Source organism: Pseudophaeobacter sp. 1A09344, from assembly GCF_041008745.1.
Lineage (GTDB): Bacteria > Pseudomonadota > Alphaproteobacteria > Rhodobacterales > Rhodobacteraceae > Phycobacter > Phycobacter gallaeciensis_A.
The window spans coordinates 227,292-241,691 of record NZ_JAXGFS010000007.1 but is presented as its reverse complement, the minus strand read 5'-3'; the positions used below and the strand labels follow the sequence as shown (position 1 = coordinate 241,691).

At 61.9% G+C, this 14,400-nt stretch carries 12 protein-coding genes; 4 read left to right on the top strand and 8 right to left on the bottom strand.

Translation table 11 applies throughout. The annotated features are described in order from the left end of the window. The first annotated feature begins 46 nt into the window (after positions 1–46). Together SM765_RS14240 and SM765_RS14235 are read left to right on the top strand one after the other, a co-directional pair. A complete protein-coding gene (locus SM765_RS14240; protein WP_274838711.1) occupies positions 47–547 on the top strand; it encodes a TRAP transporter small permease in 501 nt (166 codons plus the stop codon). An 11-nt stretch (positions 548–558) separates the two neighbouring features. Beyond that, on the top strand, positions 559–1,875 hold the full coding sequence (locus tag SM765_RS14235) for a TRAP transporter large permease (RefSeq protein ID WP_274838712.1): 1,317 nt from the start codon (positions 559–561) through the stop codon (positions 1,873–1,875). 117 nt (positions 1,876–1,992) lie between these two features. Here the strand turns inward: SM765_RS14235 and SM765_RS14230 are convergent, their stop codons facing one another. The 6 genes from SM765_RS14230 to phnD all read right to left on the bottom strand — a co-directional run bounded on the left by SM765_RS14230 (position 1,993) and on the right by phnD (position 9,259). Next, complete coding sequence (locus SM765_RS14230) at positions 1,993–4,431, bottom strand: ATP-binding protein (protein WP_274838713.1); 2,439 nt, start codon at positions 4,429–4,431, stop codon at positions 1,993–1,995. Positions 4,432–4,669: 238 nt separating this feature from the next. Continuing rightward, the gene (locus SM765_RS14225; protein WP_274835621.1) at positions 4,670–5,590 is read right to left on the bottom strand and encodes a sulfite exporter TauE/SafE family protein; all 921 of its coding nucleotides are present in this window, start codon (positions 5,588–5,590) and stop codon (positions 4,670–4,672) included. 188 nt (positions 5,591–5,778) lie between these two features. Then, positions 5,779–6,588, bottom strand: a complete 810-nt coding sequence (gene phnE / locus SM765_RS14220) for a phosphonate ABC transporter, permease protein PhnE (RefSeq protein ID WP_065271714.1) — start codon at positions 6,586–6,588, stop codon at positions 5,779–5,781. Beyond that, positions 6,588–7,382: a phosphonate ABC transporter, permease protein PhnE gene (gene phnE, locus SM765_RS14215; RefSeq protein ID WP_065271713.1), complete on the bottom strand. Its 795-nt coding sequence runs from the start codon at positions 7,380–7,382 to the stop codon at positions 6,588–6,590. The genes phnE (SM765_RS14220) and phnE (SM765_RS14215) overlap by 1 nt, the downstream gene beginning before the upstream one ends. Further along, positions 7,379–8,152 carry a phosphonate ABC transporter ATP-binding protein gene (gene phnC, locus SM765_RS14210; RefSeq protein ID WP_065271712.1) on the bottom strand — a complete coding sequence of 258 codons (774 nt, stop codon included), beginning with the start codon at positions 8,150–8,152 and terminating at the stop codon, positions 7,379–7,381. The genes phnE (SM765_RS14215) and phnC overlap by 4 nt, the downstream gene beginning before the upstream one ends. 123 nt (positions 8,153–8,275) lie before the next feature. Beyond that, complete coding sequence (gene phnD, locus SM765_RS14205) at positions 8,276–9,259, bottom strand: phosphate/phosphite/phosphonate ABC transporter substrate-binding protein (RefSeq protein WP_274838714.1); 984 nt, start codon at positions 9,257–9,259, stop codon at positions 8,276–8,278. Positions 9,260–9,507: 248 nt separating this feature from the next. Between phnD and SM765_RS14200 the strand changes: the two genes are divergently transcribed. Both SM765_RS14200 and SM765_RS14195 read left to right on the top strand, forming a co-directional pair. After that, positions 9,508–10,230 (top strand): response regulator, encoded by a 723-nt coding sequence (locus SM765_RS14200; protein ID WP_065273612.1) that lies wholly within the window; start codon positions 9,508–9,510, stop codon positions 10,228–10,230. A gap of 6 nt (positions 10,231–10,236) precedes the next feature. Next, on the top strand, positions 10,237–12,756 hold the full coding sequence (locus SM765_RS14195) for an ATP-binding protein (RefSeq protein WP_274838715.1): 2,520 nt from the start codon (positions 10,237–10,239) through the stop codon (positions 12,754–12,756). On the opposite strand, the gene SM765_RS14190 is transcribed toward SM765_RS14195, so the two are convergent. Together SM765_RS14190 and SM765_RS14185 are read right to left on the bottom strand one after the other, a co-directional pair. Further along, on the bottom strand, positions 12,753–13,979 hold the full coding sequence (locus SM765_RS14190) for a CaiB/BaiF CoA transferase family protein (protein WP_065271710.1): 1,227 nt from the start codon (positions 13,977–13,979) through the stop codon (positions 12,753–12,755). The genes SM765_RS14195 and SM765_RS14190 overlap by 4 nt on opposite strands. Next, entirely contained in the window at positions 13,976–14,398 is a 423-nt protein-coding gene (locus tag SM765_RS14185) for a PaaI family thioesterase (protein WP_082996042.1), read from the bottom strand. The genes SM765_RS14190 and SM765_RS14185 overlap by 4 nt, the downstream gene beginning before the upstream one ends. Positions 14,399–14,400: the final 2 nt, after the last annotated feature.

The following is a 14,400-nucleotide window of genomic DNA, read 5'->3' as shown; positions in this document are numbered from 1 at the left end:
TGGTCGGGGCTGCCCCTCTTCAGAGCCGCCCCCAATCGGAGCCGCCATGACACTCTTCGACAAACCCTTCTCAGCGCTGTTGCGCGCTCTGGCTGTGCTGAGCGCGGGCCTGATCGCGGCAATCACGCTGGTGATCCCGCTCAACGTTGTTCTGCGCAATCTTGGCCTGCCGGTGATCTACGGCGCGCTTGATGCGATTGAATACGCCTTGATGGTGGCAACCTTTCTGGCGGCGCCCTGGGTGCTGCACATCAATGCCCATGTGCAGGTCGATCTGATCACTCGCGCCCTGCCGCCTGCCGCGCGGCGCGGCGCATTGGTGATGACCTGCCTGATCGGCGCGGCGACCTGCGCGGTGATGGGCTGGTACGCGTTCGAGGCGCTTGTGCAATCGCAGGGCCGCGGCTCCATGGTGCGCACGGCCTTCACCTTTCCCGAATGGTGGACCTTCATCCCGCTGCCCGCGTCGATGCTGCTCTGTACCCTTGAATTCCTGCGCAAGATTGCGCATCCGGTGCAGGATGATGCGCCGCTGACTGGCCTCTGAAAGACCTGCTGATGGATTGGATTGTTACGCTTTCTTGGATGCTGGGCGGTCTGGCCGCTTTGCTCCTTCTGGGGTTGCCGGTGGCCTTTGCCTTTATCACCGTGACCATGATCGGAGCCTTTGAAATCCTCGGCGGAGATCGGGGCCTTTTGCAACTGGCACGCAATGCCACGCAATCGGTTGCGAATTTTCAGATGGCGCCGATTCCCCTGTTCATCCTGATGGGGGAGATCCTGTTCCAGACCGGCATCGCCCATCGCGCCATCGACGCGATCGAACGGGTGGTGACCCGGGTGCCCGGGCGCCTGTCGGTGGTGACCGTGTTCGGCGGCACGATCTTCGCGGCGCTGTCCGGTTCGACGATCGCCAATACGGCCATGCTCGGCTCGACCATGATGCCGGGCATGCTGAAACGCGGTTATCACCCGACCATGGCCATGGGGCCGATCATGGCATCGGGCGCCATCGCCATGCTGATCCCACCCTCGGCCCTTGCGGTTCTGGTCGGCAGCCTTGCGGGCATTTCCATTTCTGGTCTCCTAGTCGCAGGCGTTATCCCGGCCTTGCTGCTTGCGGGCTCTTTCGTGGCTTACATCATCCTGCGCAGCCTGATGGACCCGCGGGTCGCGCCGCCGGATGACCTGCCGACGATGTCCCTATCCGAGCGGTGGCGGCCGTTCCTGATCTACGTGGCACCGCTCAGCGCCTTGTTCGCGGTGGTGATCGGCAGCCTGCTTCTTGGGATTGCGACCCCGACCGAATCCGCCGCCCTGGGGTGCCTTGCGGCGCTGGGCGCAGGGGCCGCCTACCGGGCGCTGACGTTCGAGAAGATCGGTAAGGCCCTGATCGAGACGGTAAAGCTGTCGGTGATGATCCTGTTCATCATGGCCGCCAGTCAGACCTTTTCGCAGATCCTGTCCTTCAGCGGTGCCACCAACGGATTGATCAAGGCGATCAACGCGGTGGATCCGACCCCGGTTGGCGTGCTGATCGGCATGATCGTGATCCTGTTGCTGCTTGGCTGTTTTATCGATCAGGTCTCGATGCTGATGGTGACGGTGCCGGTCTTCGTGCCACTGGCCGCGCAACTGGGGATCAATGATCTGGTGCTTGGGGTTGTCTACCTGCTGACTATGGAGATCGGCCTGCTGACGCCGCCATTCGGCCTGTTGCTGTTCGTGATGCGCGGGGTCGCCCCTGACGGGATCGGCATGAAGCAGATCTATGCAGCCGTGACGCCGTTTCTGGTGATCAAGCTCGCGATCCTTGGGCTGCTTGTTTGGCAGCCTGCAGTGGGTACATGGCTGCCGGGGCTGATGATGGATTAAGGCCCTGAATTGGCGCATTGTTTGCAAAGTGAAGGGGGCCAGCGTTCTGCTGGCTCTCATGCAAATAAGGGGCCGGTTTGGCATCAAAGGTAGAACCAGCTGCTCCCAACAATATCGCTAGACCTTGCTGGGGCTTGCGGCCCGGGCTGCGAGGTTGGTCAAACAGTCTGACAGGTCCTGAAACCGGATCGGCTTGGTCAGAACATCATCGAAACCGGCGGCCTTGAGCTCTTCGATCTGATGCGGCATCGCGTTGGCCGTGAAGGCGACGGAAGGCGGCATCTCTCCGCCCGTGTCCGCGACGTGTCGGCGGATCTTGGCAAGCGCCTCAAGACCGCTGAGCCGCGGCATTGATATATCGAACAGCAGGCAATCGACCTCCTGCGCCTGCCAGGTATCAAGCGCCTCTTGCCCGTCCGAACACATGATCGGGTCATGGTCCAATTTGGACAGCATCTTTTTCAGGATCAGACGGTTGGTGGCGTTGTCCTCGGCAACGAGAATGCGCATCGGAGCGGCAGGGTGGGAGGTGGTCGCGGTGACAGCCGTTGGTGTCTCTTTTGCCTCAGTGGGGGCAGTACCGCGTTGCAAGGGGAGGATGACACGCGCTTCGGTCCCGCGTCCCTGCTGCGACTCTATCTGAAAATCGCCGCCCATCATCTCGGTCAGCTCGGTGACGATTGCCAGTCCCAGACCGGTGCCGCCAAATGTTCGGGTGATCGAGTTGTCGGCCTGTTCGAACTTGTTGCGCACCCGGCGCAGTTGTTCTGGCGTCATGCCAATCCCGGTGTCGCAAACGCAAAGGTGCAGATTGCCTTCCGTGGACACCTTGCCTGTCAGGGTGACGTGGCCCTGATCCGTGAATTTCAGTGCGTTACCGCAAAGATTATGGATCACCTGCCCGATCCGGCGCGCATCGCCGACCCAGGTGCCTTCCAGCTCAGGAGCCAGCTCCAGCCGCAGGTCCAACCCCTTTTGCTGGGCGACAGCCTGATGAATGCGCGCCACATCCCGCAACACCTGCGCCGGGCTGAACGGGGCCGTGTCAAAGGTTTCCTTGCCCGCCTCGATGCGTGCCAGATCCAGAATATCGTTCAGAATGCTCAGCAGCCCCTCGGCAGAGCCCTGAACTGCCTCGACCATTTCGCGTTGGGCCGGATCGAGTTCGGTCTGCGTCAACACTTGCACCAGCCCGAGGATGCCATTCATCGGCGTGCGAATTTCATGGCTCATATTGGCCAAAAACGCCGACTTGGCCGCATTCGCCGCCTCTGCCTGCGCCCGTGCCTGATGGAGTTCAGTGACATCCACTCGCAGTCCGACACAGCCGCCATCGGGGGTGCGCTGTTCGAAGACCCGGAAAACGCGCCCGTCCTCCAGAGTTACCAGACTGGAGCCTGACGGGTTGCGGAAGGCCGCAAGGCGTTTCGCCAGGAACTCTTCCTCGCGTCCGCCTTCCGTACCGGCGTAATAGCCCTCATAGGCCGCCTTGCGCAGTATCACTTCGAACAATTGACCCGGTTTGACCAGGGGGGCTGTTTCAGCCGAGAACATGTTGACATAGCGGCTGTTGGCCAGCACAAGCCGTTCATCAGCATCGAAATAAACAAAACCATCGGTCAGCGCCTCGATGGCGGCCTGCAATCTGGCATGTGCGTCTCGGGCTGCGGTTTCGGCGGCAGAGCGTTCGGTCGTATCCTGCACGTAGCAGACGATCATCGGGCTGGTGTTAAACACCCGTTGCAGTGTGATCTCTGCCGGATAGGTTGACCCGTCCGCCCGCAGCATATCTGTGCTGATCCTGCGGTAGGTGTTCTGGCCTTGCATCAGGTTTCGCACCGTCATGCCAAAACGTTCCGGATCCAGTCTCGGATCAAGGTCCAGCGGCGTCAACTCGGTCAGCCGGTTCATCGAATAGCCGATGTTATCCCTTGCAGCTTTGTTGGCCAGGACGAATTTCCACGTGCCGGGATCGAGTACGTAGATCTCCTCGAGGCTCTCCTCCATGATGTCCGACCAAAACGCGATCCGGGCGCTCTGGGAGGCGGCCTCTGCAAGCCTCTGTTTGTCGCGATGTGCAAGCAGCAGCGCACTCACTGCAGCGCTGATCTTTTCCAGGCCGGCCAGAACCTCCGGCGAAAAGCTGCTGGGTTCCCGCCCCATGACGCAGACGGTGCCGATCGGCCGCCCCGGTTCAGGCTCAAGAAGGGCCCCGGCATAGGACCGGATATACGGCGGGCCCAATACAAGCGGATTATCGGTGAAGCGTTCATCCCTGTGGGTGTCGGGCACAAGCAGAGTGGTCTTGTCGCAAATCGCATGCCCGCAGAAGGAAACCTGACGCGCGGTGCTCCGCGTCTCTCCCATGCCGGTGCTCGCAAGAAAGACCTGCTCGCGTTCCCCTACGATCGAGACAAGAGCAATGTCAGTGCCAGCCAGTTGCGCGGCCAGATCGCACAGGCCCTGGATTTCCGGAGTGGGATTCCGGAAGTCGATGCGCAGGTCTGCAATAAACTGCAACCGTAGATCATCGTCGAGAAACTGAGGTTCAATCATTGCTATCCATATCCGACCCGGAAGGCCATCAACCCCTTGTGGGTATATTCGATAGTTCCTTTAGGAAGTTTCAATAGACGATCTTACGTCAGTCCCCAGCCGTGGCAAAATTTGCGCTCAGGGGACGGCCAAACAGCAGGTATGGTCAATTTTTCTTCGCTGAAGCGATGCGGAAGAACGAGGGCGCCGAAGGCTCTGGTTGCGAGAGAGCGAGGCGTTCAGGTGGCTGAGGCCAGCCTCACCCGATGACGTGGGTCAGCGAGAACAGCTCGGTCGGTTGCAAGGCCAGATCAAGCCCCAGTTTCAGGCAGACGGTCAGCACCAGTAACGCCAGCAGGATGCGCAGCTGTTCGGCCTTCAGGAGCAACCCGATACGGGTGCCGATCTGGGCGCCGATCACGCCGCCGACGATCAGCAGCACCGCCAGAACGGTATCGACCGTGTGGTTGGTATAGGCGTGCATCATCACCGTGTAGGCAGAGACGAATATGATCTGGAACAGGGAGGTGCCGACCACGACCTTCGTCGGCATGCCTAGGATATAGATCATCGCCGGCACCACGACAAAACCGCCGCCCACCCCCATGATCGCCGACAATACCCCGACGACAAAGCCGACGATCAGCGGCGGAAAGACCGAGATATAAAGTCCGGAGGTGCGGAACCGCACCCGCAGCGGCATGGCATGCACCCAGTCACGCCTGGTACCTTTGCGCTTTGGTGTTCCCGATTGTGCGCGTGCCTTGCGGATGGCGTTCAGGCTTTCGATGAACATCAGAGAGCCGACCAGCCCCAGGAAGAACACGTAGAACAGGTTGACCAGAAGGTCGACCTGCCCCAGCTGCCGCAGGGCGTCGAAGATGTAGATGCCAAGGGTCGAGCCCGCCAGCCCCCCGGCCATCAAGGCTAACCCCATGTGAAAATCCACCGTTCGGCGGCGGATATGGGAAAGCAGGGCCGAAAAGGAGGAGGCGACGATCTGGTTTGCGGATGTCGCGACGGCCACGGCTGGAGGAATGCCGATGAAGAACAGAAGCGGTGTGATCAGAAAGCCGCCGCCCACCCCGAATATCCCTGAGAGAATGCCGACAACCAGCCCAATGGACAACAGCAGGGGACCGTTGACCGACACTTCGGCGATGGGCAGGTAAAGTTGCATGGCAGGGTTTTAAACTCAGGCAGGGGACCCTTTTACGCCTAAGGCCAAGCTATCTGCGGCGCAAGACAAGGGCTTGCAAATGTGAAAAACCGTGGCGCTCTGGTCCCGGCTTGCCGATTGAACGGGGGGGAGAGCTTGAAGAATGGCGGCCCACGTCGCGCGGGCCGCCACAAGTCACAGGATCTGAGTTACAGGACCTTTTTGCGAAGGAAGGAGGAGACCACCTCTCCCACCACCACCAGCGCGAGGATGGTCAGCAGGACCATGGCGACCTCGGGCCAGTTGAAGGTGTCGATCGCACCTTGGAGGATCATCCCGATGCCGCCTGCGCCAACAAGGCCCAGCACGGTGGATTCGCGCAGATTGATGTCCCAGCGCAGGATCGCCACGGCGAAAAAGGCGGGCATCACCTGCGGCACGATGGCGTAAAGCACGATCTTGAACCGCGAGGCTCCGCAGGCCTCCAGCGCCTCCACCGGTTTGCGGTCGATTTCCTCGATCGCTTCGCCCAGCAGTTTGCCGAGGAACCCGATGGAGCGGAACATGATCGCCACGATCCCCGCCACGATGCCGGGGCCGAAGATGGCCACGAACAGCAGCGCCCAGATGATGGTGTTCACCGACCGCGAGGAGACGAGGATGAACCGCCCGACCCACAGGGCGAACTTGTTCGGCGTGGTGTTCTGCGCGGCGATATAGGCAACAGGCAGCGAGACCACGACGGCGATCATCGTCGCCAGGGTGGCGATATTCACTGTCTGCCAGATTGCTTCAAGGATTGAGGGCAGGTTGCTCGGGTCCGGCGGCATCATCCGCCCGAACAGATCCGCCATCTGCGACGGCGCATCCCAGACCCAGGCCCAGATCACGTCGATGCTGCTGAGTGCCCAGCCAACGATAAGCAGGGTCAGGGCGAGCCCGCCATAACGCATCAGGCGCTGGCGCAGGGTAAAGCGGGACCAATGGTCGAGCGTTTGGTTCAAAGACTGATTGGTCATTATGCGATCCGCTTCCTGATAAATCCGCTCACCGCCTCGGAGATCAGGATCACCCCGACGATGACCATGGTGATGGCGAGGGCAAAGTCGTAGTCGTAGCGCCCGAATGCATTGGCCAGCGTGGCGCCGATGCCACCCGCGCCGACGATACCGACCACGGCAGAGGCGCGCAGGTTGCTGTCCAGCTGGTAGATGCCAAGACCCACCAGTCGCGGCATGATCTGCGGCATCACCGCATAGGCCAGCGTTGCGATGAACCCGGCCCCGGCAGAGCGCATGGCCTCGACCTGGCCAAAGTCGATTTCCTCGATCCGTTCGGCCAGCAGTTTCGCCACAAAACCGATGGAATAGACCACCAGCGTCAGCGCCCCGGCAAAGGGACCAAAGCCCACCGCCTTTACGAAGATGATTGCAACGATCACCGGGTGAAAGCTGCGCGCGACGATGATGATGCCGCGGCCCAGCAGATAGACCGGTTTCACCGCGATATTGCCCGCCGCCATGAAGGCCAGCGGCACCGAAACCGCGATGCCGCCCACGGTTGCCAGAATGGCGATCTTCAGGCTTTCCATGAAGCCATCGAACAGCAGACCGGCGCGGTCAAAGCTGGGCGGAAATGCCCCGCTGAAGATGCGCTGGGCGCGGCTCATCCCGTCCGCCACACGGTCCCAATCGATGGGCAGGGTGGCCAGGGTCACAACGAAATAGATCGCCACGGCCGCATAAAGCCCGTAGCGCATCACCGGGTTGGCGATGAAGGGTGGCTTTTTCCAGGTGTCCTTGACCGTGCTCATGCCGCCGCCCCGACCTCGGCGCGGTCCTCTGCCGGAACGCCTGCATAGATTTCGTCCATTTCGTCCTTACCCAGCTGATCGGGCAGGTCGTCAAAGATGATCCGGCCATAGCGCATGCCGACGATGCGGTCGCTGTATTCCTTGGCCTCGGTCACATTGTGGATGTTGATGATCACCGGCAGGTTCAGCTCGTTCGCGAGGTCCCGCAGCAGCGACATGATCTGTTCCGATGTCTTGGGGTCCAGCGAGGCGGTGGGTTCGTCCGCCAGGAGGATTTCAGGGCGCTGCATCAGGGCGCGTACCACGCCGACACGCTGACGTTCACCGCCGGACAGCTCATCCGCGCGTTTGTCCGCGTAATGGGCGATGCCCACCCGCTCCATCAGCTCATAGGCGTGGCGGATGTCTTCGCGCGGATAGCGCCGGGTCAGCGCCGCCCAGGTCGAGATATAGCCAAGGCGCCCGGACTGGACGTTTTCCATTACCGTCAGGCGATCGATCAGGTTGAAACCCTGAAACACCATGCCGATCCGGCGCCGCGCCGCGCGCAGATCGCGGCGGCCAAGGGTGGTGAACTCGGTGCCGTTTAGATTGATCGACCCCGAAGTCGGCTCGACCAGACGGTTGATACAGCGCAGCAAGGTGCTTTTGCCCGCGCCGGAGGATCCGATGACCGAGGTCAGCTGATCGCCCTCTACGGTCAGGTCCAGCTCCTTCAGCACCGGATCGCCAGATCCGTAGCGTTTGGTGAGTTTGGTGATTTCTAGCATGACGGCCTCTCGGACATAGCGCGGCCATGCCCCAGCTGCGTTGCCCATGGGAGCAAGCCGCGGGGGGCCGCAGGGGTGTCCGGCCGACGCCTGTGGTCGGCCGGATCTTCGGGTCTGGTGGGTTTAGTTCCCGGCGAGGCCCTGCGGCGTGTATTCCACACCGTTGGAGGCCTGGATCTGACGGATCACCGCCCATTGATCCTTGTAAGTGATCGGGATGAACTTGCTGACGCCTTCGAATTCGTCACCCAGTTTGGTGCCCTCGAAATCAAAGGTGAAGAAGGCTTCCTTGATCTTCGCGGTCAGCTCGGGGTCGAGGTTGTGCGCCACGTTGAACGAGGTGGTCGGGAAGGGGTCGCTTTCCCAGATCTTGCGCACGTCGGCGGTGTCATAGAGACCACGCTCGGCCATGCGGTCCACCACTTCGGAGGCCACCGGTGCGGCGTCATAATCGCCTGCGACCACGCCCAGCATCGACTGGTCGTGCGAGCCGGAATAGACCACTTCATAGTCCTTGTCGGGCTCGACGCCCAGACCCGGGAACAGCGCGCGCGGTGCCTGGTTGCCGGAGTTCGAGGTCGGCGAGGTATGCGCCACGCGGCGGCCTGCCAGATCCTTCACTTCCTTGATGTCGCTGTCGGCCTGGGTAAAGACCTGCAGCTTGTAACCGAACTGACCATCCGCAGCGCCCATGATGGCGAAAGGCACGGCGCCGGCCAGGTTCACCGCAAAGGGTGTCGGTCCGGTCGAGAAGCCTGCCACGTGCAGACGGCCCGAACGCATCGCTTCGACCTCGGCCGAGTTCGACTGCACTGCAAAGAACTGCACGTCCTTGCCGGTGGTCGCTTCCAGATGTGCGATGAAGGGTTCCCAGATGTCAGCATAAACTGCGGGGTCTTCGACCGGCGTATAGGCAAAGACCAGGGTGTCGGGGTTGCTCAGCTTGGCCGGATCGGTGGGGGTGTCAGCCACCAGATCGCCGTTGGCATCGCAGTACAGCATGTCGAGCGCGCCGCGCTCGGCGCAGTCTTCGGCTGCGGTTGCGGTGATTGCGCTCAGCGTCAGAGCGCCCAGTGCCGTGGCGGCGCCGGTCCAGAATTTTACCATGTTTTCCTCCCTTGGAACGCCGGTGCCGGGAGACACTCCCGCCATCGCGGCGCTGGTGGGGCGAAGATAAAGACCCGCATCCGGCGCATGCTAGGCGCGTATTGTTAATCAAACAGCGAGAAGCCAGCTTTCATGTTAACAATGTTTCAAACTGCATCACAGCTCTGTCGACCCGCTGGCGTATCATGGCGGGTCTTGGCAGTATGCCGCCCGCGAAGGCCGCAGGAGGTGCGGTGAGGGAGGATGTGATGCAGGACGGCAGGACAGAGCCGCTCATTGCCATTGTGGACGATGATCCGGATGTGCGCGAAACGCTGTCGGCGCTGATGCGCGAGAGCGGGTTCGATGCGGTCTGCTGCGCCGATATTCCCGCCTTTCACGCGCTGGGCGACCCGCCGCCAGTGGATCTGGCCCTGATCGATCTGCGGCTGCGCGGCGAATCCGGGCTGACGCTGGCGATCCATATCCGCGAGCGTTACGAGATCCCCATCGTGATGCTGACTGGTGTCGGGGATGAGATCGACAAGATCATCGGGCTGGAGACCGGCGCGGATGATTACATGATCAAACCCTTCAACCCGCGCGAGTTGGTGGCCCGTATCCGCGCCGTGTTGCGCCGTTATGGACATGGTCCAGCCAAACCCAGCGCCGCGCCGGGACAGCAAATCGCCTTTGGCACCCTGCGGCTGGATGTGCAATCCCGCCGTCTGCTGGACGCGGAAGGCGAGGAGATCCCGCTGACCAATGCCGAGTACCGGCTGCTTGATTATTTCGCCCGCAACCCCGACCGGGTGATCCCGCGTCCGGAACTGCTGGAGGAGCTCGGCTCGGACATGCAGCGCTACGTGGACAGGACCATCGACGTGCTGATCCTGCGTCTGCGGCGCAAGATTGAGGCGGTGCCGTCAAAACCGGTGCATCTGCAGACCCGCCGCGCGCAGGGCTATATTTTTCACCTGTCGCCGGGCTGACGTCGCATGCTCGCGCTTTCCCGTCTCAGCGTTCGGTTTCGCCTCTCCGCTGCCATTGCCGTTCTGTTCGGGCTGATCCTGCTGGTCAGCCTGATCGGCATGCGGGTGCTGAACCGGACCGAGATGTGGATGAATGTTCTGCATCAGGACACGCTGACCGAAGTGTCTGATGCGCTGGACCTGTCCCGCCGGGCGGCGGATCTGGCAACCTCTGCGCCGTTTCTTTATGCGCTGTTTCCCCCCTTCCAGCTGGAGCAGGAGGCGCAAAGCGTCCTGAAGAACCTGCGCAGCATCGAAGACCATGCCGCCCGCGACCCGGCGCTGGACCTTCCGCTGGCCCGGCTCAGGTTGGCGATTGATGATCTGACCACCGCGCTGGTGCCGCAGACCGCGCGCAAGGCGGAGCTCACCGCGATCGACCGGGACATGCTGCGTCTGAACGGGCGGGTGCGGCGGCTGTCGGGCGATACCACTCTGCTGCTGGCAGAGCGCGAAGTCTGGGCCGGTCTGCAACGACTGACCGCCAGCGCCATTGGCGCGGGGCGGGCGGATGCGCTGATCGAACTCGGTGAATTCACCCGGCGCTACAAGCGTGCCCGTGATCAGATCACTCCGCGCCTGACGCCTGTCCACCAAGCCACCTTTGACGAGATCGAAACAGCTCTCAGCCGCAGTGACAGCCTGTTCGTGCTGAAGCACCGCGAGCTTGCCGCGCAGCTTGATGCGGAGAACGCCCTGTTCCGTATCCGGCAGGAGGCGGGCCGCATTTCGACCTATGCCGAAGAAAAGGTCGCACAGGCCGAGGCCCGCCTATCGCAGGCGCGCGCAGAGACCTCCGACAACCTTGGCGTTGCCAAGAATTCCTTTCTGGCGCTGACCCTGATGAGCCTTCTGGTGGCAATCACCTCGTCGCTTTACGTGTCGCGCTATGTGGCCCGCAACCTGCGCCGTGTGGCTGATGCAATGCGCAAACTGGCCGCCGGGGATCACCGCAGCGATTTGCCCCGGGCCCGGGTGTCCGAGGATGAGATCGGTCAGCTCTTTGCCGCCTTTCAGGTATTTCGCGAAAACGCGCGCAAGCTGGACCGGCGCACTGGTCAGATCCGCCGTCAGAACGCGCTGTTCTCGCGTGTGTTCCGCAATATCAAAGACGGTGTCGCCATCAGTGCTGCCGATGGCCGGATCGAGGCCGAGAACGACAAGCTGCGCAGCCTGTTACGCCTGCCGCCGGAGGAGGCGGAAGAACCAGCGAATATGCAGGCGCTGATCGACCGCTCTGCCTTTACCCGGCAAGTGAGCGCAGGGGAGCGCGGTGGATTTGAGGAATACACCGATGCCTCTGGCCATGTTCTGGAGCTGCGCCATTCGCCGCTGCCCGATGGGGGGGCGGTCTGGTTGCTGTCGGAAACCACCGAACGCAAACGCATTGATGAACGGCTGGAGGAAATCCGCCGTGTGGAAACCCTGGGCAAGGTCGCCGGTGAGGTCGCCCATGATTTCGGCAATATCCTGTCTAGTATTTCTGGCAACCTGCACCTTCTGAAACGGGCGGATGACGAACAGGCCCGGTACCTGCGGACCCGCATCGGCTCGGCGGTGGATCTTGGCGTGTCCCTGACCGAACGTTTGCTGGCCTTTGCCCGCAAGCAGCATCTGGAACCGCAGGTGACCGATCTGTCGATGCTGGTCGAAGGTATGGCCGACCTTCTGGAAATTGCTCTGCCGGAAAACATTTCGCTGGACTTTGATCTGCCGGCAGAGCCTGTCAATGCGCTGGTCGATCCGGGCCAGATGGAAAGCGCCATTCTGAACCTCTGCGTCAACGCAGGTCAGGCGATTGAGGGAGCTGGCCGCATTTGCGTCTCGGTGGGGACGGGGCAGGATGGCGGCGCCCAGCTCAGCATCCGTGACGATGGCTGTGGTATGACACCCGAGGTGCTACATCGCGCAACCGAGCCGTTTTTCACCAATCGCAGCGACGGCAGCGGCACCGGGCTGGGCCTGTCGATGGTCGATGGCTTCGTGCACCAATCCGGCGGGCGTCTCGACATCACCTCCCGCATCGAGCCGCCGGAGCGGGGCACCACCGTGACGTTGAATTTTCCGCCGCTGAAGGCTGAGGAGGCCCCACAGGAGGTTGCGCTGCAGGCGCCGGGTACGGCACTGGTGGTCGATGATGACCCGGCCTATCTCGACTCGGCCGGCAAGGCGCTAGAGCGGATCGGCTATACCCTGCACCGGGCCAGCAGTTTTGCCGAAGGCGCAGCGCAGATCCGGGAGTTGCCACAGCTTGACCTGCTGCTGAGTGATCTCAATCTCGACAATGGCGCATCAGGCTGGGATCTTCTGCAGCTGGGCGCCGGGCTGCACCCGGACTGCCAACTGATCCTGATGTCGACACGCCGAATTGGCCGGATCCCGGAAAGCCTGCGCGGCAGTCCCGGCCTGGCCTCATTGGCCAAACCGGTCACGGATGCGGACATCCGCAGTCTGATTGCCCAGACGGCGCAAAGACCTGAGGCCTAGCCTGCGCCGGGTGCCGCGGCGCGTGTTTCTAGGGCACGGGCCTCTTCCTCATCATATCCCAGCCAGTCCGACAGCACCGAACGCGTGTGTTCGCCGAGGAGTGCAGGCGCGCGCGCGGGGGCAGGGCTCTCGCCGTCGAACCGGATCGGTCCGCGCACCAGTTGCATGTCCCCCACGTCCGGGTGCGTCACGGTTTCAATCAGCCCGCGTGCTGCGACATGCTCCTGTTCCAGAGACTCCGCGATGCTGAGGATCGGCGCATTAGGTACGTCGAATTCGGTCAGCCGATCCAGCCAGTATTCCGTGGTGTCTTTTTCCATGATTTCGCAGATTTCCGGCTCCAGCGCGTCGCGGTTCTCCAGCCGTTTTTCATACTCTGCGAAGCGCGGGTCGGTGATCAGGTCTTCACGCCCAAGGCAGCGCGCGAAATTGTGCCAGAACCGTTCCGTCAAGCAGGCGACGATCACATGGCCGTCCCTGGTCGGGAAGGCGCCGTAAGGCACGATTGAGGGGTGACGGGTGCCAACCGGCTGCGGGCTGTTGCCACTGACAAAATAGATCTGGGAGAGATAACCCTGCATGGCAATCAGGCTGTCCAGCATGGCGATTTCCACGTGGCGGCCCTGTCCTGTCGTGTTGCGTTCCACCAGTGCAGCGAGCAGACCGAACAGCGAAAAGATACTGCCCGCCATATCGCCGAGCGGAATGCCCAGCTTGTTGGGGGGCTGCCCCGGTTCGCGGTTCACATCCATTACCCCGGACAGCGCCTGCGCCACGATATCAAAGGCGGGTTTGTCGCCATGGGGGCTGTTGCGCCCGAAACCGGTGATGGAGCAATAGACCAGCCCGGGATTATCCGCCTTCAACGTCTCATAGCCAAGACCCAGCCGATCCATCACGCCGGGGCGGAAGTTTTCGAGTACAACGTCGCATTTGCGCGCAAGGTTACGGGCGATCTTTGCCCCCTCTGGCGATTTCAGGTCCAGCGTGATGCTTTTCTTGCTGCGGTTGAGGGCAATGAAATAATGGCTCAGCGGACCTTTGAAGGGCGGGAAGTTGCGAGTTTCATCGCCGCTGCCGACCGGTTCGACCTTGACCACTTCTGCACCAAGATCGGCCAACACCATGCTGGCATAGGGGCCGGACAGGATGCGCGAGAAATCCAGCACTTTGATACCTGCCAGCGGTCCGCGTCGCTGCTGCTCTTCCTGTTGCGTGCTCATGGTGTGTCCTTCTTTGCGATTATTTTCATGACGGCTGTTGCCGTGGCGATCAGGCGATCCCCTGCGTACAGATCCGCGTCCACGAACAGCATGGAGCGCGTCGCGTGGCGCAGGGTTGCGCTGGCTTCCAGCAGGTCACCGGCGCGCGCAGCGGTGACAAAGCGCGTATCCATTTGGAGGGTGACAGTCGGTTGCCGATTGGCCGCATTCCAGGCCTCGATGGCGATGGCTTGATCCAGCACCCCGGTGACCACGCCGCCATGCACCGAACCGATGGCGTTGCAATGGGAGGCATCGGTGCGCAGCCCATAGATATTGCTGCCATCCAGCGCCCTGGTCTTCAGGATGGGGCCGATCCCATCCATGAAGGGACCGGCCTTCAGCTCTTTCCAGCCTGTTTGTTCGGTGAGTTGGGTCACTG